This is a genomic window from Frigoribacterium sp. 9N (assembly GCF_902506305.1).
Lineage (GTDB): Bacteria > Actinomycetota > Actinomycetes > Actinomycetales > Microbacteriaceae > Frigoribacterium.
The window spans coordinates 1299972-1320742 of record NZ_LR733392.1 but is presented as its reverse complement, the minus strand read 5'-3'; the positions used below and the strand labels follow the sequence as shown (position 1 = coordinate 1320742).

Genomic DNA, 20771 nt, shown 5'->3' with positions numbered 1-20771 from the left:
GTCGGTCAGCCCTGCGGCCGGCCGCCGCGGGAGCGGTCGGTCAGCCCTGCGACCGGCCGCCGCGGGAGCGGTCGGTCAGCCCTGCGACCGGCCGCCGCGGGAGGCCGCGGCGTGCTCGGCGTCGGCCTGGAACCGGCCGGCTGCCTCGGCGTCGAGCTCGGTGCCCGCGCCGCAGTAGGCGCAGGTGTAGACGTGCTTCGTCGAGTACGGGATCACCGGGATGAAGAAGAGCGTGAACCACCGACGGTGCTTGACCAGTCGCTGCGCGGCCTCGTTGCCGCAGACCCGGCAGACGAAGAAGAGGACGCCGAGCAGGGCGCTCGTGCCCTTGGTGCCGAAGATGATCATGCGCTCACCCTAGGCGGGACCGGGGCAGCCGGCGGGAGCGGGCCCCGGGGCCTGATGACCCCGGGGCCCTGTTCCTAGCCCTTGCGCACCAGGTCGACTGCGAACCGGGCGACGGTCACGACGAGAGTCGCGATCTGCCACCACGGCACGGTCTTCCTGGGCGGGCGGCGGTCGTCGTCAGACATCCGCTCCCTCCTCTCGGTGTTCGCGCCGGCGAACACCGCGAGAGAGCCAGGGACCCACCCCGTGGGATCGACGTTTGCACGTCGATCGTCATGGGATTACACTTCCGATCAGATGAAGCGGGATCTCTGTTGGGTCCCTGGTTCTCTTCACGGAGAGCACATCGAAGCCCGAGATCGGTTGGACGGTCTCGGGCTTCGCCATGCCCGGGGGTCGTTCCGGCGGTGCGACTCGAGCGGGCACACGGGCACGCGGAGCCCGCCCCGCCTCACCCGGCGCGGAACCGCCGCAGGCGCAGGCTGTTAGTCACGACGAACACGGACGACGCCGCCATCGCCGCGCCGGCCAGCACGGGGTTGAGCAGCCCCAGCATCGCGACCGGGATCGCCGCGACGTTGTAGGCGAAGGCCCAGAACAGGTTGCCCTTGATGGTGCCGAGCGTGGCCCGTGACAGGCGGATGGCGTCGGCCACCCCGGCGAGCTCGCCACTGACGACGGTCAGGTCGCCGGCCGCGATGGCCGCGTCCGTGCCGGTCCCGAGGGCGATGCCCAGGTCGGCCATGGCGAGGGCGGCCGCGTCGTTGACGCCGTCGCCGACCATGGCGACGACGCGACCCTCGGCCTGCAACCGGGCCACCGCCTCCACCTTCTGCTGCGGGGTCGCCTGCGCCACGACGTCCGCCGCGGCGATGCCGACCTGCGCCGCGACGTGCCGTGCCGCGCCCGCGTTGTCGCCGGTCAGCAGCACGGGCGTCAGGCCCAGGCCGCGGAACCGCTCGACGGCCTCGCGCGCACCGGGCTTCACGGTGTCCGCGACCGTGACGACACCGCGCACCCGACCGTCCCAGGCGACGGCGACGGGGGTCGCACCGGTCGCCTCGGCGGCGGCGAACGCCGTCTCGAGCCCGGGAGGCGCGGTGACCGACCACTCGTCGGCCAGCCACCCGGGGCGGCCGACCAGCACGAGCGTGCCGTCGACGAGGGCCTGCACGCCGGCCCCGGCGTGGGCGGTGAACTGCTCCGCAGCCGGGACGACGACCCCGCGCCGGGCGGCCTCGGCCTCGACCGCGCGGGCGACCGGGTGCTCCGACCCGGACTCCACGGCGGCGGCCCGGGCCAGGACGTCGTCGACCCCGGTGGCCGCGGCGTCGTCGAGGACGACCTCGCGCACGCTCATCCGCCCGGTCGTGACCGTCCCGGTCTTGTCGAGGACGACCTCGCGCACGCTCATCCGCCCGGTCGTGACCGTCCCGGTCTTGTCGAGGACGATCGTGTCGACCGTGCGGGTGCGCTCGAGCACCTGCGGCCCCCGGATCACGATGCCGAGCTGCGATCCGCGGCCCGTGCCGACCAGCAGCGCGGTGGGCGTCGCGAGCCCGAGCGCGCACGGGCAGGCGATGATCAGGGTGGCGACGGCGGCGGTGAACGCGGTCTGCAGCGACCCCGTGAACAAGCCGCCGCCCCCGGCACCCTCGACGAAGCCGCCGAACGCGAGCCAGCCGACGAAGGTCAGCACGGCCAGCCCGATCACGACCGGCACGAACACGGCCGAGACCCGGTCGGCCAGTCGCTGGACCTCGGCCTTGCCGCTCTGCGCCTCCTCGACGAGGCGACCGAGCCGGGCGAGCTCGGTGTCGGCCCCGACGCGGGTGATCTCGACGAGCAGGCGTCCGCCCACGTTGAGGGTCGCTCCGACGACGCGGTCGCCCGGGCCGACCTCGACCGGCACCGACTCGCCGGTCAGCATGCTCAGGTCGACCGCCGAGGTGCCCTCGCGCACGAGGGCGTCGCTGGCGATCGCCTCGCCCGGACGGACGACCACGAGGTCGCCGGGCACCAGACCCGCGGTGGCGACCCGCGCCTCCTGACCGTCGCGCAGCACGGTGGCCTCTTTCGCGCCGAGTTCGAGCAGGGCGCGCAGGGCCTCGCCCGAGCGGCGCTTGGCGCGGGCCTCGAGCCAGCGGCCGAGCAGGATGAACACGGTCACGGCCGACGCGACCTCGAGGTAGAGCTCGGTCGGACCGCCGTGGGTGGCGACCAGGCTGAACGACATGTGCATGCCCGGCCGGCCGGCGTCGCCGAAGAACAGGGCCCAGAGCGACCAGGCGAAGGCGGCGACCACGCCGACGCTGACGAGGGTGTCCATGCTCGCGGCACCGTGGCGGAGGTTGACGGCGGCGGCACGGTGGAAGGGCCAGGCACCCCACACGGCGACGGGTGCCGCGAGGGTCAGCGCGAGCCACTGCCAGTTGGTGAACTGCAGGGCCGGGACCATCGAGAGCACCACGACGGGCAGGGCGAGGGCGGCGCTGACGAGGGTGCGCCGGCGGAGGGCGTCGACCTCGGTGGCCCGGGCGTCCGGGGCGGCGTCGGACGAGCCGTCGGCCGACACGGTCGGGGACGCAGGAGGCGCGGGCACGGTCGCCCCGTACCCCGCGGCGGCCACCGTGGCGATGAGCGCGTCGACGTCGGGCACCCCGGGGTCGCCCTCGCGTGCGTCGTCGACCGCACCGGCCACGACCCGCACGTGCGCCTTCTCGGTCGCGTAGTTCACCGAGGCCTCGACGCCGGGGAGCTTGTTGAGCTTGCGCTCGATGCGGTTGGCGCAGGAGGCGCAGGTCATGCCGGTGATGTCCAGCTGCACCGCGTCGGGTGGCAGGGTGCTCCCGGTGACGCCCTCGCCCGGCCGACCCGCGCCTCCGGCGGTGGTCATCGTGCGGAGAGCTGGTAGCCGGCCTCTTCGACGGCGGCGCGCAGCTGGTCGTGCTCGACGGTGGCGTCGGCCTGGACCGAGACGGTGGACGCGCCTCCGGGGTTGAGGTCGACCTCGACCGAGTCGACGCCGTCGACCTCGGAGAGCTCTTCGGTGACGCTCGCGACGCAGTGCTCGCAGGTCATGCCGTCGACCTGCAGGGTGGTGATGGTGGTGTCGGTCATGCGCTGTCCTCTCGATCGGGCCTCAGCTTATACCCCCTAGGGGTATCCCTGCCAGGCCTGCCCGCCGGTTGTCCCCCACCTCCGAGATGCCTCCGAGACGGCCCGGCCCCCAGGGAGGCCGACTACTAACGGAGGGGTACCCGCCAGGACGGCGGGAGAGAGAAGGCACCCGACCATGACCGAGATCACCGCACACCACGGCCTCTTCAAGGACACGAACCTGCACGTCGACGACACCGGCGGCACGGGTCGCACCGTCGTCCTGATCCACGGCTGGCCCCTGTCGGGTGAGTCCTGGAGCAAGCAGGTCCCCGCGTTCGTCGAGGCCGGCTACCGCGTCGTCACGTACGACCGCCGCGGCTTCGGACGCAGCGACAAGCCCAAGACGGGCTACGACTACGACCACCTGACCGAGGACCTGCACACCGTCCTCACCGAGCTCGACCTCGACGACGTTACGCTCGTCGGCTTCTCGATGGGTGGCGGCGAGGTCGCGCGCTACTTCAGCAAGTACGGCACCGAGCGCCTGCACAGCGTCGTCTTCGCCTCGGCCGTGCCCCCGTACCTGCTCAAGACCGACGACAACCCCGACGGCCCCCTCACCAAGGAGGCCGCCGCCGAGATGACGGCCGGCCTGACCAAGGACGAGGACTCGTTCTACGACGACTTCACGACCGGCTTCTTCTCGGTCGACGGCGTGCTCAAGGTGTCCGAGGCCGACCGCCAGGACGCCCTGCGCCTCGCGAAGCAGGCGGACAAGGCCGCCGCGCTCGAGGCCATGGCCTCGTTCGCGAACACCGACTTCCGTGACGACCTGACCAAGGTCACCGTGCCGACGCTGGTCATCCACGGTGACGGCGACGCGACCGTGCCGTACGAGGGCTCGGGCGCCCGGACGCACGCGGCGATCGCCGGGTCCGAGCTGCACGTGATCGCCGGCGCACCGCACGGCGCGAACGTCAGCGACGCCGACGAGTTCAACCGCGTCGTGCTCGAGTTCCTCAAGAAGTAGAGCGGAACTCGACGCGACCGCAGGAGGCGCGGCGCCGGTCCTCGAGACCGGCACCGCGCCTCCTGCGCACGGGCGTCGACCCCTCGGACACGACCACCCCTCGTTCGGGGGTGAAGGTCACGGGCGGGTAACGAAGTGACCGAGATCCAAACCTTCTCGCCCTCGGTGGCGAACCCTGTACATCCCCACCGGGACCAACTGACAAGGAGCTTCACCATGAACGCCTTCACTCGCAAGCGCATCACGAAAGCCGCCTTCGGCATCGCCGCCTCCGGCGCCCTGATCTTCTCGCTCGCCGCCTGCTCGTCCAACTCGGGCACCGCGACCGACACCTCCTCGACGTCGTCGTCGTCCTCCTCGTCCGAGCCCTCGGCCGCGTCGACGCCCGCCGCGTCGATCGCCGACCTCAGCAACGGCGTCGACACCCAGGTCGCCGTCGACCAGTCCTTCGTCGACGCGATCACCTCGCTCGGCCTGACCCCCGGCGTCGTCGGCACTGCGACCTTCACCGACGGCACGTTCGCCTTCCCGATCACGGGCGGAAACGTCGACTACTACGGCCCCGACAGCGACGTGCGACCTTACGTCCAGGGCGAGATCGACCACGACGGCTCCGGCCTGTCGCTGACCTCGGCCGATGGCACCGTCGTCGAACTGACCGACTTCCGCATCGACCCGGGTGAGAGCAAGCTCTACGGCACCGTCACCGCCAACGGCACCGTCGCCGCCGAGGACGCCTACCTCTTCAACCTCTGGGGTGGCACGCTGAAGCCGATCCAGATGGAGGGCTCGAACGCCGTCCTCGAGGGCACCACGGTGCACATCAGCCCCGACGCCGCGTCGCTGCTGAANGGTGCGGGGCGGGGCGGACATCACGTTCCTGCGCTGGTGGTTCGGTTCACGGTCTGCACCAACGGTAGGGCCGGCCTGGTCATTCGGACCCCGGTGGGGGATGATCAATCACATTGGCTTCGTGAATGACGAGGCCCGAGACCCTTCGACGGAGGAGGCGCGGTGTACGACCCCACGCTGCTCGCGACGTTCCTCGTCGTGGCCGAGACGCGCAGTTTCACCCGGGCCGCGCAGCGCCTCGGCATCAGCCAGCCGACGGTCAGCCAGCAGGTCGGCCGGCTCGAGAAGGCCGCGGGCCGCACGCTCGTCGCCCGCGACACCCGGGACGTCCGACTGACCGACAACGGCGACGCCATGGCCGGCTTCGCGCGCACGATCCTCGCCGCGCACGCCGCCGCCGAGAGCTACTTCAGCGGCTCGGCCATGCGGGGCCGCCTTCGCTTCGGGGCCGCCGACGACCTCGCCATCACCCAGCTGCCGCGCATCCTGCGCCACTTCCGCCAGCTCTACCCGCAGATCAACCTCGAGCTCACCATCAACCAGTCCGCGCCGCTGCGCCGTCGTCTGGCCGCGGGGCACCTCGACCTGATCTTCGTGAAGCAGACCGCGGGCGAGTCCGACGAGGGCACGCGGGTCGCGGGCGACGCCATGGTCTGGATCGGCCAGGAGAAGCTCGTCGTCGAACCCGGCCAGCCCGTGCCGCTCATCGCGTACCAGGCGCCCAGCCTCAGCCGGCAGATGGCCATCGACGCCCTCGAGCGCGCCGGCCGCACCTGGCGGATCACCTGCAACACTCGTGACGTCAACGGCGTCCTCGCCGCCGTGCGAGCCGGCATGGGGGTCGCCGTGTTCCCGTTCTCGCTGATCCCCACCGACCTCGTCAAGGTCAGCGACCGGTTCTCGCTGCCCACCCTCGGCGACGTCGACTACGTGCTCGTCGCCAACCCGGGTGCCGCCCGTGAGCCCGTCGACGCCCTCATGTCGGCCATCACCAGCCGGGGCGTCAGCCGCGCCGTCTGACCCGGTCCGACGGGACGCACCGGTCAGCCACTCCGGCGCGCCGCCCCCGCCCGACCCCGGGAGGCGCGCGCAAGATGGTCGCATGAGTCACCGCCCCACACGCCGTCAGAAGTCCGCCGCCCGTCGGGACGCCCGCGTCCTCGCCGCGATCCTGGGCGGTTCCGGCCTCCTGCACCTCGCCAGACCCGCGGTCTACGACGCGGTCGTCCCGAGGAGCGTCCCGGGGCCGGCCCGCTTCTGGACGATCGGCTCCGGTCTCGCCGAGGTCGGCATCGCCGCCGCCCTCCTCGCCCCGCGCACGCGTCCGGTCGGCGGGCTCGCCGCCGCCGCGCTGTTCGTCGCCGTCTTCCCGGCCAACGTCTCGATGGCCCTCCGCGCCCTGACGAGCGAGCGGGCCACGACGGCTCGCCGGGCCGTCACCCTCGTGCGGCTGCCGTTGCAGGTGCCGCTGGTGACGCGCGCGCTCGGCGTGCACCGCGCCTCCTAGGCGTCCGGGCGCGTCGGCGGTCGCGGAGCGGGGCCGTTGCTGGGTGCACCCTGGGCACGCCCTATCCTGTTCTCTTCCCCCTCGACATCCGATCTCACCGGAGACGCATCGCCATGGCCACGAACGCCCCCGTCACCACCCCGCCGAGACCCGGAGTCGGGGGCACCCTCGACCGGTTCTTCGAGATCACCCATCGCGGCTCGACCTGGGCCCGCGAGATCCGGGGCGGCGTCGTCACCTTCGTCACGATGGCGTACATCGTCATCCTGAACCCGTTGATCCTCGGCGGCTTCAGCGCCGACCAGGCCGCCAAGGACGTCGCCGGCAACTGGCTGCAGAACGGTCAGGTGGGCGCGGTCACGGCCCTCACCGCGGGCGTCATGACGATCCTCTTCGGAACCGTCGCGCGCCTCCCGTTCGCGTTCGCCGCCGGACTCGGCATCAACTCGTTCCTGGCCGTCAACGTCGTGCAGGACGTCACCTGGCCCGAGGCCATGGGTCTCGTGGTGATCAACGGGCTCGTCATCACGATCCTCGCCGTGACCGGTCTGCGCAGCATGATCTTCACCGCGGTGCCCGCAGCGCTCAAGACCGCGATCACGGTCGGCATCGGCCTGTTCATCGCGTTCATCGGCCTGGTCGACTCGGGCTTCGTGCGCACCAGCGGGACGTCGTCGCCGCCGCTGCAGCTCGGTGACTCCGGCTCGGTGGCGACCCTCCCGACCATCACCTTCGTCATCGGCCTGCTCGTCATCGGCGTGCTGATGGCCCGCAAGGTGCGGGGGGCGATCTTCATCGGCATCGTCGCGTCCACCGTCATCGCCATCGCCCTGCAGGCGATCTTCCAGGTGCCGCCGTCGAACGGCCAGAACCTCGACGACTGGAACCTCAACGCCCCCGTGCTGCCCACCCAGATCGTGGCCCTGCCCGACCTCTCGCTGGTCGGCCAGTTCAGCTTCGGGGCCTTCGCCCGCATCGGCGTGCTGTCGGCGGTCATGCTGGTCTTCACGCTCGTCTTCACCAACTTCTTCGACGCCATGGGCACGATGACCGGCCTGGCCAAGGCCGGCGACGTCGCGGACGCCGACGGCACCTTCCCCCGCCTCCGCTCGGCCCTGATCGTCGAGGGCGTCGGCGCGGTCGCGGGCGGTGCGACGAGTTCGTCGTCCAACACCGTGTTCGTCGAGTCGGCCTCGGGCATCGGTGAGGGCGCCCGGACGGGCTTCGCCTCGGTCGTCACCGGTGCGCTGTTCCTGCTCGCCATGTTCTTCACGCCGCTGACCCAGGTCGTCCCGCTCGAGGTCGCCGCCTCGGCGCTCGTGATCGTCGGCGCGCTCATGGTGTCGCAGATCAGCCAGATCGACTGGACCGACTTCTCGGTCGCCCTGCCGGTGTTCCTGACGATCATCACCATGCCGCTGACCTACTCGATCGCGAACGGCATCGGCGTCGGCTTCGTCAGCTGGGTCGTCGTGCGGGCGTTCGCGGGCAGGGCGCGCACGATCAGCCCGCTGCTCTGGACCGTCGCGGCGGGGTTCCTGGTCTACTTCGTGCGCGGCCCGATCGAGGCGCTGATCGGCTAGGCGTCCACCGGGACGTCACGACGGGCCGCTCGGCGTTCTGGCCGCGCGGCACGACGTGAGGTCTCGTGCGGCGATCCGCTCCGCAGTACGCTGACCGGCAGCAGGCGGCGACGGAGCCGCCTGCCCACCCCGAGGAGGCGCGTCATGCCCCGCATCACCCCCACGCTCTGGTTCGGTCGTGACGTCGAGACCGCAGCGGACTTCTACGTCACCCTGTTCCCGTCGTCGCGCGTCACCGACGTGTCGCGCTATCCCGACGACTTCCCCGACGCAGCCACGGCCGGTCAGGCCCTCGTCGTCGACCTCGAGCTCGACGGCCAGCCCTACCGCCTGCTGAACGGCGGCGACGGAGGGCCGAGGCCGACCGAGGCCACGTCGTTCTCGATCTCGGTCGAGACCCAGGACGAGCTCGACCACTACTGGGACGCCTTCGCGGCCGACGGCGGACAGGAGGGGCGGTGCGGCTGGGTGACGGACCGCTGGGGCTTCTCCTGGCAGGTCGTCCCGTCGGTGATGGACCGCTACCTCGGCGGGCCCGACCCCGAGGGCGCCGCCCGGGCCATGACCGCGATGATGGGCATGACGCGGTTGGTCATCGCCGAGCTGGCGGCGGCCTACGAGGGGTGACCGACGCGCTCGCCCGCGCCGCGCCTCCTCGTCACCAGTCGTGGACGGTCCCGTCCGCGAGGCGGTTGTAGGGCAGGTAGGCCTGCGCGTAGGGGTACGCCGCGGCGGCCCGCTCGTCCAGCTCGACCCCGATGCCGGGCTGCTCACCCGGGTGCAGCATGCCGTCCTCGAACGTGAAGCTCTGCTCGAAGACCTCGTCCGTCCTCGCGCCGTGCTTCATGTACTCCTGGATGCCGAAGTTGTGGATCGCGAGTCCGAGGTGCATCGCGGCCGCCATGCCGACCGGTGAGATGTCGGTCGGACCGTGCATGCCGGACTTGATCTGGTACTGCGAGGCGTACTCGAGCACCTTCTTGAGGTGGGTGATGCCGCCCGTGTGCGTGACGGCGCTGCGGACGTAGTCGATCAACTGCTCGCGGATGATCTGCTGGTAGTCCCACACGGTGTTGAAGATCTCGCCGATGGCCAGCGGGGTCGTCGTGTGCTGCCGGACGAGTCGCAGGGCCTCGGGGTTCTCGGCCGGGGTGACGTCCTCGAGCCAGAAGAGGTCGAAGGGCTCCAGGCTCTTGCCGAGCCTCGCCGCCTGGATCGGCGTCATGCGGTGGTGACCGTCGTGCAGCAGGGGGATCTCGGGGCCGAACTCGTTCCGCACCGCCTCGAACACGGTGGGCACGTGCCGCAGGTACGAGCGGGTGTCCCAGTCCTCCTCGTTCGGCAGGGCCCCGCGTTGGGCGGGCTCGTGGTCGTAGCGCACGCCGCTGTTGGCGTCGAAGGTGGCGTTCGAGGCGATGCCGTAGATCGACTTCAGGCCGGGCACCCCGGTCTGTACGCGGATGGCCCTGTAGCCCTGTTCCTGGTGGTCGCGGACGCTGTCGAAGAGCTCCTCGAGGTCCTTCCCCGAGGCGTGGCCGTAGGTCAGCAACCCCGTGCGCGAGGCCCCGCCGAGCAGCTGGTAGAGGGGCAGGCCGGCGACCTTGGCCTTGATGTCCCAGAGGGCGACGTCGACCGCGGCGATGGCGGCCATCGTGACCGGCCCGCGCCGCCAGTACGCGCTGCGGTAGAGGAACTGCCAGGTGTCCTCGATGCGGGCCGGGTCGCGCCCGATCAGCAGGGGCACGACGTGTTCGGTCAGGTAGGCGACGACGGCGAGTTCGCGCCCGTTCAGGGTGGCGTCGCCGAGGCCGGTCACGCCGTCGGAGGTCGTGATCTTCAGCGTCACGAAGTTGCGGTCGGGGCTGGTGACGATCACGTCGGCTCTGTCGATGATCATGCGGTGTCCTCTGGAGCTCGCGTCCGGGTGACGTCGATGTCACCCGGGCTGGTCCCTCCACTCTGGCGCATGCGCGAGCGCGAGGCGAGCCCGTCGGGCGCATGCGCGGGCGCGGGGCGAGCCCGGGAGGCGCGGGTCAGCGCATCTCGAGCGGCACCCTGGTCGTCGGCGCGGGGAACGCGCGCTCGAGCTGCACGAACGCCTGGTCGTCGAGGTCGACGGCCAGTGCGGCCGCGTTCTCGAGGGTGTGCCCGGCCGTGCCCGCCTTGACGGCGACCATGAGGTCGGGCACGAGGCGCAGCACCCAGGCGAGGGCGAGCTGCGCCGACGAGACGCCGAGATCGGTCGCGACCTGCTCGAGCACGGGGTGACCGAGCAGCTCGCCGCCGTCGACGGGGGAGTACGAGGTGAGCGGCACGCCGTGCTCGCGCGCCCAGGGCAGCAGGTCGAACTCGGGTCCGCGACGGGCCAGGTTGTACAGGACCTGGTTCGTCTGGACGTTCTCGCCACCGGGCACCGAGAGCAGCTCGTGCAGGTCGTCGACGTCGAAGTTGCTGACGCCCCAGCCGCCGATCGCGCCCTCGGTGACCAGCGCCTCCAGGGCCTCGACGGTCTCGGCGAGCGGGTGGCGCCCCCGCCAGTGCAGCAGGTAGAGGTCGAGGCGATCGGTGCCCAGACGTTCGAGGCTGGCGTGGCAGGCCTCGACCGTGCCCCGGCGCGAGGCGTTGCCCGGCAGCACCTTGCTCACCAGGAACACCTCGTCGCGCCGGCCCGCGATCGCCTCGCCGACCAGCTGTTCGGACCGCCCGCCGCCGTACATCTCGGCGGTGTCGATCATGGTCAGGCCGGCGTCGAGGCCGGCCCGCAGGGCGGCGACCTCGTCGGCGCGGCGCCGTGGGTCGTCGCCGATGTTCCAGGTGCCCTGGCCGAGGGCCGGGACGACGCGCCCGTCGGGCAGGGCGACGGCGGGATTGGTCGGAGTCGCGGGGGTGGTCATGCCGGGGGATGGTAGTCGTCGCGCGGGGAGGGTGTGACCAGGCCCGCCGTGCTCGGGCCCGCCGTGCTCGGTCCCGTCGTGGTCGGGCCCGCCGTGGTCGGGCCCGTCGTGGTCGGGCCCGCCGTGGTCGGGCCCGTCGTGACCTCGCGGGCCAGCAGGGTGGCCGCGGCGACGGCGGCCGGCATCACGAGCACGGCCCCGAGAGGGACGAAGAACAGGAGGTAGGTGGCGGTGCCCAGCCCCAGGGTGCGCGCCCGGTTGACGGCGAGTCCACGGCGGCGCTCGGCGAGCGAGCGGCCCCGGGCGTCGAAGGCGTACCCGGTGAGCTCGACCGCCAGGAACCACCCGCCGGTCAGGGCGCCGAGCACGGGGACGACCGTCTGGCCGAGCACCGGGACGAACCCGCCGACGAACAGGAGGACGCCCACGCCGGCCGTGGCCAGCAGCAGTCGGAGCGAGTCGCCGGCACTCCGGGCGAGCCCGCGCCAGAAGCCCCGGTCGACGTCGGCCGGCGGGTCGCCCTCTCGCTCCTCGACGCGACGCCAGATGCGCTCGTAGAAGGGATCGCCGACGAGGAGCGTGACGGCGGTGAACGCGACGACCGCGAGCAGCACGGCCAGGGCCGCGACGGCCAGAGCTCCGCCGAGACGCACGAGGGTGCGGGACCACTCGGGCCACCCGTCGGCGAACGGCGTCAGGGTGCGGGCCAGGTCGTCGGCGGCGAGCCCCACGCCCACGAGGGCCGCGGCGAAGACCGCACCCACGACGAGGGCGGGCACCGCGCCCAGCAGCATGAGCCGCGGGGACGTCGCCCAGAGGCGCAGGCCCCGGCCGAGCAGGCCCACCCCGCCGAAGAACTCCCCGATCACCGACACGGGGCGAGCGTACCGAGTGCCGGAGGCGTGGGTGCGGTCGGACGACGCGTCACGGCGCGGGGGCGGCGCGTAGCGTCGACGGCGTGCCGCATCGAGGCGGCACCACCGAGAAAGGTCGTCCATGAAGTTCAGGTACCTCGGCAACAGCGGGCTCAAGGTCAGCGAGCTCACCTACGGCAACTGGCTCACCCACGGGTCCCAGGTGGAGAACGACACGGCGACGCGCTGCGTCCGAGCGGCTCTCGACGTCGGCATCAGCTCGTTCGACACGGCCGACGTCTACGCGAACACGCAGGCCGAGACGGTGCTCGGTGAGGCGCTGAACGGCGAGCGGCGCGAGTCGCTCGAGATCTTCACCAAGGTCTACGGTCCCACCGGGCCCAAGGGCCACAACGACACGGGCCTCAGCCGCAAGCACGTCACCGAGTCGATCAACGGGTCGCTGAAGCGCTTGCAGACCGACTACGTCGACCTCTACCAGGCCCACCGGTACGACGTCGAGACGCCCCTCGAGGAGACGATGGAGACCTTCGCCGACCTGGTCCGCCAGGGCAAGGTGCTCTACATCGGGGTCTCGGAGTGGAACGCCGAGCAGCTGCGCGAGGCGCACGCCCTGGCTCGCGAGCTGAAGATCCAGCTCGTCTCGAACCAGCCCGAGTACTCCCTGCTCTGGCGCGTCATCGAGGACGAGGTCGTCCCGGCCTCGGCCGAACTCGGCATCTCGCAGATCGTCTGGTCTCCCGTCGCCCAGGGCGTCCTGACCGGCAAGTACACCGTCGGTGCCGAGCTGCCCGCGGGCAGCCGGGCCACCGACCAGAAGGGCGGAGCGGGCATGATCGAACGCTGGATGCGCGACGACGTCCTCGACGCCGTGGCCCAGCTCGAGCCGATCGCGTCCGACCTGGGGCTGACCCAGGCGCAGCTGTCGCTGGCTTGGGTGCTGTCGAACGAGAACGTCGCCTCGGCGATCATCGGGGCGTCGCGTCCCGAACAGGTCGAGTCGAACGCGAAGGCGTCGGGCGTCACCCTCGAGGCGGACGTCCTGTCGCGCATCGAGTCGATCTTCGACGGCCTCGCCGAGACGGACCCGCGCAAGACGCAGATGCCGGCCGGCCGCGAAGCCTGATCGGCCGTCGCCCGACGCGACGACGCCCCGCCACGAGATCGTGGCGGGGTGTCGTCGTGCGTCGGCTCGGCGTGCGACCGCTCAGGCTCCGGGCTCAGGCCCCGGGGACCTCGAACGTCGCGGAGATCACCGCGCGGGCCAGCGTGTGGAAGTGCAGGTTGAAGCCGAGGTAGGCCGGGCTGGCGGTCTCGTCCACCCCGATCTTCTCGACGTCGAGGGCGTGCACCGCGACGAAGTACGTGTGCGGTCCGTGGCCCTCGGGCGGTGCCGCACCGACGTAGCGGGCGAGCCCGCCGTCGTTCTTCAGCTGGAGGGCCCCCTCGGGCAGGCCCGAGCCCTGGTCGTCACCCGCACCGGAGGGCAACGACGTCGTGTCGGCGGGGAGGTCGGCCACGGCCCAGTGCCAGAAGCCCGAGCCCGTCGGGGCGTAGGGGTCGTAGACCGTCACGGCGTAGCTCTTGGTGCCCTCGGGGGCGCCGGACCAGCTCAGCTGGGGGCTGGCGTCGTCTCCGCCCGGGCCCATGATGCCGCTCACCTGCGCGCGCTGCAGCTCACCCCCGTCGGTGAGGTCCGTGCTCGAGAGCTCGAACCCGGGCACGATGCCGATGATGTCGTAGGGGCGGGTCAGGTTGGCGTCGGCCATGGCTGTCTCCTGTTCGTCGGGATGGTCGTGACGGTGCGCCCGCCCCGAGGGGCGGGCGCACCGGGTGTGCGATCAGGCGGCGTCGAGCCGCTGGATCTCGTCGGTCGAGAGCTTGATCGACGTCGCCGTCGCCGAGTTCATGATCGTCTGCGGTCGGGTCGACCCCGGGATCGGGATGACGAGTTCGGACTTGGCGAGCTCCCAGGCGAGCGTCAGCACCTGCGGCGTGACCCGTCGGGCGTTGGCGATCTCGGCGAACACGGCGTGCTTCGCTCCGAGCTCACCGGCGTTCGTGATGCCGCCGAGGGGGCTCCACGGCAGGAACGCGATGCCCATCTCGTCGCACAGCGCGAGCTCCACCTCACTCGACCGGAACGCGGGCGAGTACTGGTTCTGCACCGACACGAGTCGGTCGTCCAGCACCTCGTTCGCTTCGCGGATCTGGTCGGGCGTGGCGTTCGAGATGCCCGCCATGCGGATGACGCCCTCGTCGAGCAGCTCCACCAGGGCGCCGATCGAGTCGGCATAGGGCACCGCCGGGTCCGGTCGGTGGAACTGGTACAGCCCGATCGTCTCGACGCCCAGCCGTTTCGCCGAGGCCTTGGCGGCCTCCTTGAGGTAGGCCGGGTCGCCGTTCTGCGCCCACGCCCCCGCCTCGGGGCGGAGGTGTCCACCCTTCGTGGCGACGAGCACCTGGTCGGTGTCGGCGTGGTAGCTCTTCAGCGCCTTGGCGATGAGCAACTCGTTGTGCCCGACCTCGTCCTTTCCCGCCTGGTGGTAGGCGTCGGCCGTGTCGATCAGGGTGATGCCCTGCTCGAGTGCGGCGTGGATGGTCGCGATGCCCTGCTTCTCGTCGGGTCGGCCCTCGATCGACAGGGGCATGCCGCCCAGGCCGATCGCACTGACTGTCACGTCTCCGATTGTCCTGGTCTTCATGTCGTCCTCCGGTTCACCACGCGTAGTCCTCGGGCGACGTCTCGTGCCCGGGGAAGATCTCGTCCAGCCGCGCCAGCGCGGCCTCGTCCAGCTCGACGTCGACGGCGGCGACCGCCGACTCCAGTTGCGCCATGGTCCGTGGGCCCGTGATCGGCCCGGTGACGCCCGGCTGGTGCAGCAGCCAGGCGAGGGCGACCTCGCCGGGCGCGTGGCCCAACTCGCGGGCGAACGCCTCGTAGGCCTCGAGCTGGTCGCGGTGTTCGGCGACGTACTCCGCGCTCCGCCCCTCGAGTCGTCGTGAGCCCTCTTCGGTCTTCTCGATGACGCCGCCGAGCAGACCGCCGTTGAGCGGCGACCACGGGATCACCCCGAGACCGTAGTGACGGGCGGCGGGCAGGGTCTCGCGCTCGACGTCCCGCACGATCAGGTTGTAGATCGACTGTTCGCTCACGAGGCCGCTGAAGTGACGCGCCTTGGCGGCTTCCTGGGCCTGCGCGATGTGCCAGCCGGCGAAGTTGCTGCTGCCGGCGTAGAGGACCTTGCCCTGCTGGACCGCGACCTCCATCGCCTGCCAGATCTCGTCCCACGGCGTCTCGCGATCGACGTGGTGGAACTGGTAGAGGTCGATGTGGTCGGTCTGCAGACGCGTCAGGCTCGCGTCGAGCGCCCGACGGATGTTGAGGGCGCTGAGCTTGCCGTCGTTGGGCCAGTCGCCCATGTCGCCGTACAGCTTCGTGGCGAGGACGGTCTTCTCCCGTCGCCCGCCCCCACGGGCGAACCACCGACCGATGATCTGCTCGGTGATGCCTTCGCCCTTCTCCCAGCCGTAGACGTTGGCCGTGTCGAAGAAGTTGACGCCGAGCTCGTGGGCCCGGTCCATGATCGCGTGGGAGTCGTCTTCCGTGGTCTGGGGCCCGAAGTTCATCGTGCCGAGGACGGCCCGGGAGACGGACAACCCTGTGCGTCCGAGGTGTGTGTAATCCATGTTCCCTGGCTACCCCCTCCCGGGCCGTGCTGCTCACAGGAACGCCCCCTAACGTCGCCGTCATGGACGAGCAGCCCGAGAGCCCGGACGGTGTGCCCCTCGACGAGCGTCGCGGGGCCGGTCCGCACCGCGGTGCTCGGCGCCGTGCCCTGCGCGACGGTCACGCGAGGATGCGCCTGAGGCTCGACGCGCACCCTCGGCTCCGGTTGCTCTACAAGATCGGCGTCGGGGTGCTCGGAGCCCTGATCGTCGTCGTCGGCCTCATCCTGGTCCCGCTGCCCGGTCCCGGTTGGCTCGTCGTCTTCCTCGGGGTCGCCGTGCTGGGCACGGAGTTCCCGGCCGCCCATCGCATCACCCTGTGGGTGCGTCGACTCGTCGGCCGCGCCCGTCTCCGGTGGCGGGCGTGGCGGGTCGCCCGGTCGGCGCGGCGGGCGTCGAGCGTCAAGCCCTCGGCCGCCCCGTCGCGGTGAAGCACAGGGCCCACACGGTCCCGGCGGCCGTCGACCGGACGTCCAGCGCGCGTTCGGTAAAGTCGCCGTCGTGACGCCCAGCCCCGCCTCCGCCACGCCCTACGAGGTGCTCGGCGTGCCGTCGACGGCGTCGACCGACGACCTCCGTCGCGCCTATCGACGGCTGGCCCGCCAGACCCACCCCGACCTCGGCGGCACCGCGCAGGCGTTCCGCGACGTGCAGCACGCGTGGCAGCAGGTGGGCACGCCCGAGGCCCGCGCCTCCTACGACCAGGGGTCGGCGTCCCGGAGCACCGCCCCCTCGGGCAGCGCGCGGTCCGCGGGGTCGAGTGCCCCCGGCTGGTCACCGCCGCCCCGGGAGCCGGCTCGCACCGATTCGAAGCCCAAGGCCCGGGTGCACGGCCACCCCGGTGGTGCGAACCGCGAGCGGTACCTCGGCCTGATGCGCGAGTGGGTCGGTCGGGGAGTCCCGCTCGACGATCCGTACGACGAGCGCCTCGTCCGGAGCGCGCCTCCCGAGATTCGTCACGTGCTCGCCGACGCGATGGCCGAAGAGGCCACCGTCGCGGCCGTCACCGACCTCGGCATCGGCTTCACCATCTGGAGCGACGTCGACGCGGGTGTCGAGGGCAAGCTCGACCACGTCGTGCTGGGGCCGTCGGGCCTCTTCGCCATCCAGTCCTCCGACTGGGGCAGCGAGGTGCAGGTGTCGCGCGGCGAGCTCGTCGGCCGGGGCATCCCTGCCGACGAGGAGCCCGTCCGCGACCTCACGCGTCAGGCCCGCGCCGTGCGACGGGAGACCCGCGTGTCGTTCACGGCCCAGTTGATCGTGGTGCCCGACGACGACTTCGGGCCCGCCCTCGAGAAGGTCGGGCGTCGTGCCGGGGGCACCTGGGTCGTGCGTCGCTCGTTGCTGCCGCAGGTCCTGCGTCACGGTCCCGAGCTCGGCGACCGCACGAGCATCTCGGACGTCTTCGAGGTCCGGGCCCGGCTGCAGCAGGCCATCCGGTTCGTCTGACCGGGGCTGGCGCCCGGGCCCGGCAGGGTCCACGCTGGGGGCGAGACGCCGGCGTCCGTCGGTCGTCCCGCGTCAGAGAGGGGCCACCCGTGTTCCGTCCTCGGTCCGGCTACTCCGGGTTCAGCGTCGACGACGTGGCGGCCGCCACGTCCTTCTACCGCGACGTCCTCGGCCTCGAGATCGAGGTCCTCGTCGACGGTCAGATGTTCCGGCTCCGCCTCCCGGGAGGCGCGGCGTGGGTGTTCGTGTACGGCAAGCCCGACCACGCCCCCGCGTCGTACACCGTCCTCAACCTCGTCGTCGACGACCTCGACGCCGCCCTCGACGCGCTGGCCGAGCGGGGCCTCGAACCGCTCCACCTCGGCGGGTACTCCGACGAGCGGGGCGTCATGCGGGGGCGCAGCGTCGACCTGGGCCCCGACATCGCCTGGTTCACCGACCCGGCGGGCAACGTCTTCTCCGTCCAGCAGCCCTGATCGCCCGGTCCGACGCGCGAGCCGGGGAGGCGCGGTGCCGGACCCGGGGGAGGGCTGGCCCGACATCGGGTTCCGGGCCAGCCCCAGGTGTGCCTTCGGAACTGCCGCACCCATCGGTTTGGTCGCCCGCCACCGGGTCGACCGGTCGACGTGACGTCCTGCGCACGACGCGGCCACCGCCTCCTCGTCCCTGTGGCAAGCTCGACCGTGTGAACACGCACGAGCCCGCGGACGGCTGGGTCGAGGCCCCCGACGGGCGTCGGTTCTGGGGCCGTGCCGGTGCCGCGGGCCTGCTCGTCGTCGACCCGGACGACCGGGTGCTGTTGCAGCACCGGGCCGACTGGAGCCACTTCGGTGGCACCTGGGGGCTCCCCGGCGGAGCCCGCCACCACGACGAGAGCGCGGTACAGGGCGCTCTGCGCGAGAGCGGCGAAGAGGCGGCGGTGCCGGCCGACGCGCTGCGCCTGCTGTTCGCCGCCGAGCTCGACCTCGGCTTCTGGTCGTACACGACCGTCGTGGCCCGGGCCGTGCGCCCGTTCGAGCCCGTCGTCTCGGACGCCGAGAGCATCGCCCTGAGCTGGGTGCCCGTCGACGAGGTGTCCGACCTCCCGCTCCATCCCGGATTCGCCGCGTCGTGGCCGAGGCTCCGGTCCGAACTCGGGGGCCGGGTGCACGTCGTCGTCGACGTCGCGAACGTCCTCGGCTCCCGTCCCGACGGGTGGTGGCGCGATCGGGTCGGAGCCACGACCCGATTCCTGGAGTCCCTCTCGCGGGGTGCCCGGGACGGAGTGGCCGAGGCGCTCGTCGCACCCGGTGGCGGCGGGACCCCCGCGGCGACGGGTCGGCCGGACGCCGACGACTCGCCGACGGACGCCGCGGCGTTCGCGGACGGCTCCACCGGCGAGCCTCCCGGGGCGCCCACCTGGCGGTGGCCGGACGTGACGGCCGTCGTCGAGGGCGAGGCCCGTGCCGTCGGTGGATCGTTCCCCGGCCTGACCGTCGTCCGGGCCGAGGCCGAGGCCGACGGCGACTCGGCGATCGTGGCCCGCGTGCACGACCTGCGGGACGTGTCCGGCGTGCCGCCGCGCGTCGTCGTCGTCACCGCCGACCGGGGCCTCGCCGACCGGGTCCAAGCCCTCGGGGCCACCCTCGTGCGTCCGGGCGCCCTCCGCCGCGCGGTCGGCCTCGACTGACACGGACGAACGGCCCGCTCCACCGGTCGGTGGAGCGGGCCGTTCGCGTCCGGTCCCGGGTCAGGCGGCGGGGCCGTCGCCCAACGTGACGGTCGCGGTGTGGGACGCACCCGTCGTGTCGGTCCAGGTGACCGGGACCTGGTCACCCGAGTCGTGCGCCTGGATCGCGGCGGTGAGTGCGGACGCGTCCGCCACGGCCGTGCCGTCGATCGCGGTGATCACGTCCCCGGCGACCAGGCCGGCCGACGCCGCCGCGCTGCCCTCGATCGTGCCGGCGATCGTGACGCCGCCCGCGGTGCCGGTCGCCGTGCTCGAGATCTGCGCGCCGAGGAAGGCGGGCAGGCCGATCTGCACGGTCGAGCTCCCCGTGCCCGACTGGATCTGCTTGGCGATGGCCAGGGCGTGGTCGATCGGGATGGCGTAGCCGGTCACCGTCGACGATCCCTGCGAGGCGGCCGTCACGATGCCGACGACGTCGCCGTCGCCGTCGCGGAGGGGACCGCCGGAGTCGCCCGACACCACGTCCGCATCGACCTCGATGAGACCGGACAGCGACTCGGTCCCCGATCCGGACTCGCTCTGCACCGTGATCGACTGGTCCGTGGCGAGGACGGTGCCCTGGGCGGTGACGAGGTCGCCCGTGCCCTCGGCGTTGCCCGTCGAGTGGACGACATCCCCCGTGGCGACGTCGCCGGACGCGTCGAAGCTCACCGGGGTGAGGCCCGTCGCGTCCTGCAGCTTCAGCACGGCCACGTCGTTCGTGGCATCCGTGCCGACGACGTCGGCCGTGTAGGTCGTACCGGTCGACTCGACGGTCACCTGGATGCTGGTCGCGCCCTGCACGACGTGGTTGTTCGTCAGGATGAGCCCTCCGGAGGTCAGGATCATGCCCGTGCCGGCGGATTTGTACGAGGCGTCGTAGTTCAGCGTCGACACGATGGTCACGACGCCGGCCGTCTCCTCGGCGGTGGCCGCGGTGGCGCTGGTCTGGGTCGAGGTGCCCTGCGGCGAACCGTCCTGCGACGACCCGTCCTGGGGGCTCGAACCCCCGAAGGGCGATGCCGGGTCGCTCGATCCACCTCCCGGCCGCGTGAGCTGGGGGAGCAGCTCGAGCGCCTGGCGTTCGCTCGCGGCCTGGGCCGCCGCGGTGCCGGCGGAGCGACCGGCGGCGTAGGCGCCGCCGCCCGCCGCACCCGCGACGATGACGACGGCGGCGGCCGCGCCGGTGAGGGCGAGCCACTTCTTCGAGCGGCGCGGTCTCGGGGCGCCGCCGAAGGCCGGGGGCACCGTGCCGTCCGCGCCGTCGCCACTCCGCACCGTCGACGCGCCGGCCGCCGCGTCGTAGACCTGGTGGGCGTCGTCGCGGGCCATCCAGGTGGGAGCCGCCGACACGTAGCGTGCGTCCGACGCGCCGGTGACGTGGGGGAGCGTGTGGGCCTCGGCGGGCTGCTCGACGCCCTCGCCGGCAGGCGGGGCGGTCGACGGGGAGGGCGTCACGGGCGTGGCGTCGTCCGGGGTGCCGGTCGTGTTGTCGCCGTCTCGGTCGTTCATGGTGTGCCTCCTGTGGCGGTGGTGGTGACGTGGGGTCCATGGAACGGCGTGACCCCAAGAGATCCCTATGACCGGACCGTGAGGCGGTGGGGAGTCCCATGAGGAGGCGCGGTGAACGGAGCCGAGATCGCCTCACCATCGCGTGCACCGCGATCCGCGCGGGTCGGTCCCCGAAATCGGTT

Annotated in this window: 20 protein-coding genes; 10 read left to right on the top strand and 10 right to left on the bottom strand. The window is 72.2% G+C overall.

The features are described 5' to 3' along the window. Positions 1 to 75: 75 nt before the first annotated feature. The 3 genes from ARTHRO9V_RS09240 to ARTHRO9V_RS09230 form a co-directional block, all read right to left on the bottom strand. A complete protein-coding gene (locus ARTHRO9V_RS09240) occupies positions 76 to 348 on the bottom strand; it encodes a zinc-ribbon domain-containing protein (protein WP_043596621.1) in 273 nt (90 codons plus the stop codon). Positions 349 to 799: 451 nt separating this feature from the next. Further along, positions 800 to 3244 carry a cation-translocating P-type ATPase gene (locus ARTHRO9V_RS09235; RefSeq protein WP_159826759.1) on the bottom strand — a complete coding sequence of 815 codons (2445 nt, stop codon included), beginning with the start codon at positions 3242 to 3244 and terminating at the stop codon, positions 800 to 802. After that, positions 3241 to 3468 (bottom strand): heavy-metal-associated domain-containing protein, encoded by a 228-nt coding sequence (locus ARTHRO9V_RS09230; protein WP_054145925.1) that lies wholly within the window; start codon positions 3466 to 3468, stop codon positions 3241 to 3243. Before ARTHRO9V_RS09230 ends, ARTHRO9V_RS09235 begins: the two co-directional genes overlap by 4 nt. A 175-nt stretch (positions 3469 to 3643) precedes the next feature. On the opposite strand from ARTHRO9V_RS09230, the gene ARTHRO9V_RS09225 reads away from it, so the two are divergent. From ARTHRO9V_RS09225 to ARTHRO9V_RS09200, 5 genes are all read left to right on the top strand, one after another. Continuing rightward, a complete protein-coding gene (locus ARTHRO9V_RS09225; RefSeq protein WP_159826758.1) occupies positions 3644 to 4480 on the top strand; it encodes an alpha/beta fold hydrolase in 837 nt (278 codons plus the stop codon). A gap of 1014 nt (positions 4481 to 5494) precedes the next feature. Beyond that, positions 5495 to 6352, top strand: a complete 858-nt coding sequence (locus ARTHRO9V_RS09215; RefSeq protein WP_159826756.1) for a LysR substrate-binding domain-containing protein — start codon at positions 5495 to 5497, stop codon at positions 6350 to 6352. Between the two features lie 82 nt (positions 6353 to 6434). Further along, positions 6435 to 6839 (top strand): hypothetical protein, encoded by a 405-nt coding sequence (locus tag ARTHRO9V_RS09210; RefSeq protein ID WP_159826755.1) that lies wholly within the window; start codon positions 6435 to 6437, stop codon positions 6837 to 6839. A gap of 113 nt (positions 6840 to 6952) precedes the next feature. Beyond that, positions 6953 to 8422, top strand: coding sequence for an NCS2 family permease (locus tag ARTHRO9V_RS09205; RefSeq protein WP_201298928.1), 1470 nt, complete (start codon positions 6953 to 6955; stop codon positions 8420 to 8422). 144 nt (positions 8423 to 8566) lie between these two features. Beyond that, complete coding sequence (locus ARTHRO9V_RS09200; RefSeq protein ID WP_159826753.1) at positions 8567 to 9049, top strand: VOC family protein; 483 nt, start codon at positions 8567 to 8569, stop codon at positions 9047 to 9049. Between the two features lie 31 nt (positions 9050 to 9080). On the opposite strand, the gene manD is transcribed toward ARTHRO9V_RS09200, so the two are convergent. From manD to ARTHRO9V_RS09185, 3 genes are all read right to left on the bottom strand, one after another. Then, positions 9081 to 10319: a D-mannonate dehydratase ManD gene (gene manD, locus ARTHRO9V_RS09195; RefSeq protein ID WP_159826751.1), complete on the bottom strand. Its 1239-nt coding sequence runs from the start codon at positions 10317 to 10319 to the stop codon at positions 9081 to 9083. Between the two features lie 136 nt (positions 10320 to 10455). Further along, positions 10456 to 11316, bottom strand: a complete 861-nt coding sequence (locus tag ARTHRO9V_RS09190) for an aldo/keto reductase (protein WP_159826749.1) — start codon at positions 11314 to 11316, stop codon at positions 10456 to 10458. Next, positions 11313 to 12191 carry an EI24 domain-containing protein gene (locus ARTHRO9V_RS09185; RefSeq protein ID WP_201298927.1) on the bottom strand — a complete coding sequence of 293 codons (879 nt, stop codon included), beginning with the start codon at positions 12189 to 12191 and terminating at the stop codon, positions 11313 to 11315. The genes ARTHRO9V_RS09190 and ARTHRO9V_RS09185 overlap by 4 nt, the downstream gene beginning before the upstream one ends. A gap of 121 nt (positions 12192 to 12312) precedes the next feature. Between ARTHRO9V_RS09185 and ARTHRO9V_RS09180 the strand changes: the two genes are divergently transcribed. Beyond that, entirely contained in the window at positions 12313 to 13317 is a 1005-nt protein-coding gene (locus ARTHRO9V_RS09180; protein WP_159826745.1) for an aldo/keto reductase family protein, read from the top strand. 94 nt (positions 13318 to 13411) lie between these two features. Here the strand turns inward: ARTHRO9V_RS09180 and ARTHRO9V_RS09175 are convergent, their stop codons facing one another. From ARTHRO9V_RS09175 to ARTHRO9V_RS09165, 3 genes are all read right to left on the bottom strand, one after another. Further along, on the bottom strand, positions 13412 to 13960 hold the full coding sequence (locus ARTHRO9V_RS09175) for a YbhB/YbcL family Raf kinase inhibitor-like protein (protein ID WP_056044992.1): 549 nt from the start codon (positions 13958 to 13960) through the stop codon (positions 13412 to 13414). A 72-nt stretch (positions 13961 to 14032) separates the two neighbouring features. Continuing rightward, positions 14033 to 14896, bottom strand: a complete 864-nt coding sequence (locus ARTHRO9V_RS09170; protein ID WP_056044995.1) for an aldo/keto reductase — start codon at positions 14894 to 14896, stop codon at positions 14033 to 14035. Between the two features lie 13 nt (positions 14897 to 14909). Beyond that, positions 14910 to 15881: an aldo/keto reductase gene (locus ARTHRO9V_RS09165; protein ID WP_159826743.1), complete on the bottom strand. Its 972-nt coding sequence runs from the start codon at positions 15879 to 15881 to the stop codon at positions 14910 to 14912. A gap of 62 nt (positions 15882 to 15943) precedes the next feature. Between ARTHRO9V_RS09165 and ARTHRO9V_RS09160 the strand changes: the two genes are divergently transcribed. From ARTHRO9V_RS09160 to ARTHRO9V_RS09145, 4 genes are all read left to right on the top strand, one after another. Then, complete coding sequence (locus ARTHRO9V_RS09160; RefSeq protein WP_159826741.1) at positions 15944 to 16351, top strand: TIGR02611 family protein; 408 nt, start codon at positions 15944 to 15946, stop codon at positions 16349 to 16351. Between the two features lie 70 nt (positions 16352 to 16421). After that, on the top strand, positions 16422 to 17369 hold the full coding sequence (locus ARTHRO9V_RS09155) for a J domain-containing protein (protein WP_123570004.1): 948 nt from the start codon (positions 16422 to 16424) through the stop codon (positions 17367 to 17369). Positions 17370 to 17458: 89 nt separating this feature from the next. After that, complete coding sequence (locus tag ARTHRO9V_RS09150) at positions 17459 to 17845, top strand: VOC family protein (RefSeq protein WP_123570005.1); 387 nt, start codon at positions 17459 to 17461, stop codon at positions 17843 to 17845. A 209-nt stretch (positions 17846 to 18054) separates the two neighbouring features. Next, entirely contained in the window at positions 18055 to 19038 is a 984-nt protein-coding gene (locus tag ARTHRO9V_RS09145; RefSeq protein WP_159826739.1) for an NUDIX hydrolase, read from the top strand. A 60-nt stretch (positions 19039 to 19098) separates the two neighbouring features. On the opposite strand, the gene ARTHRO9V_RS09140 is transcribed toward ARTHRO9V_RS09145, so the two are convergent. After that, complete coding sequence (locus tag ARTHRO9V_RS09140; protein ID WP_159826737.1) at positions 19099 to 20589, bottom strand: S1C family serine protease; 1491 nt, start codon at positions 20587 to 20589, stop codon at positions 19099 to 19101. Positions 20590 to 20771 lie beyond the last annotated feature (182 nt).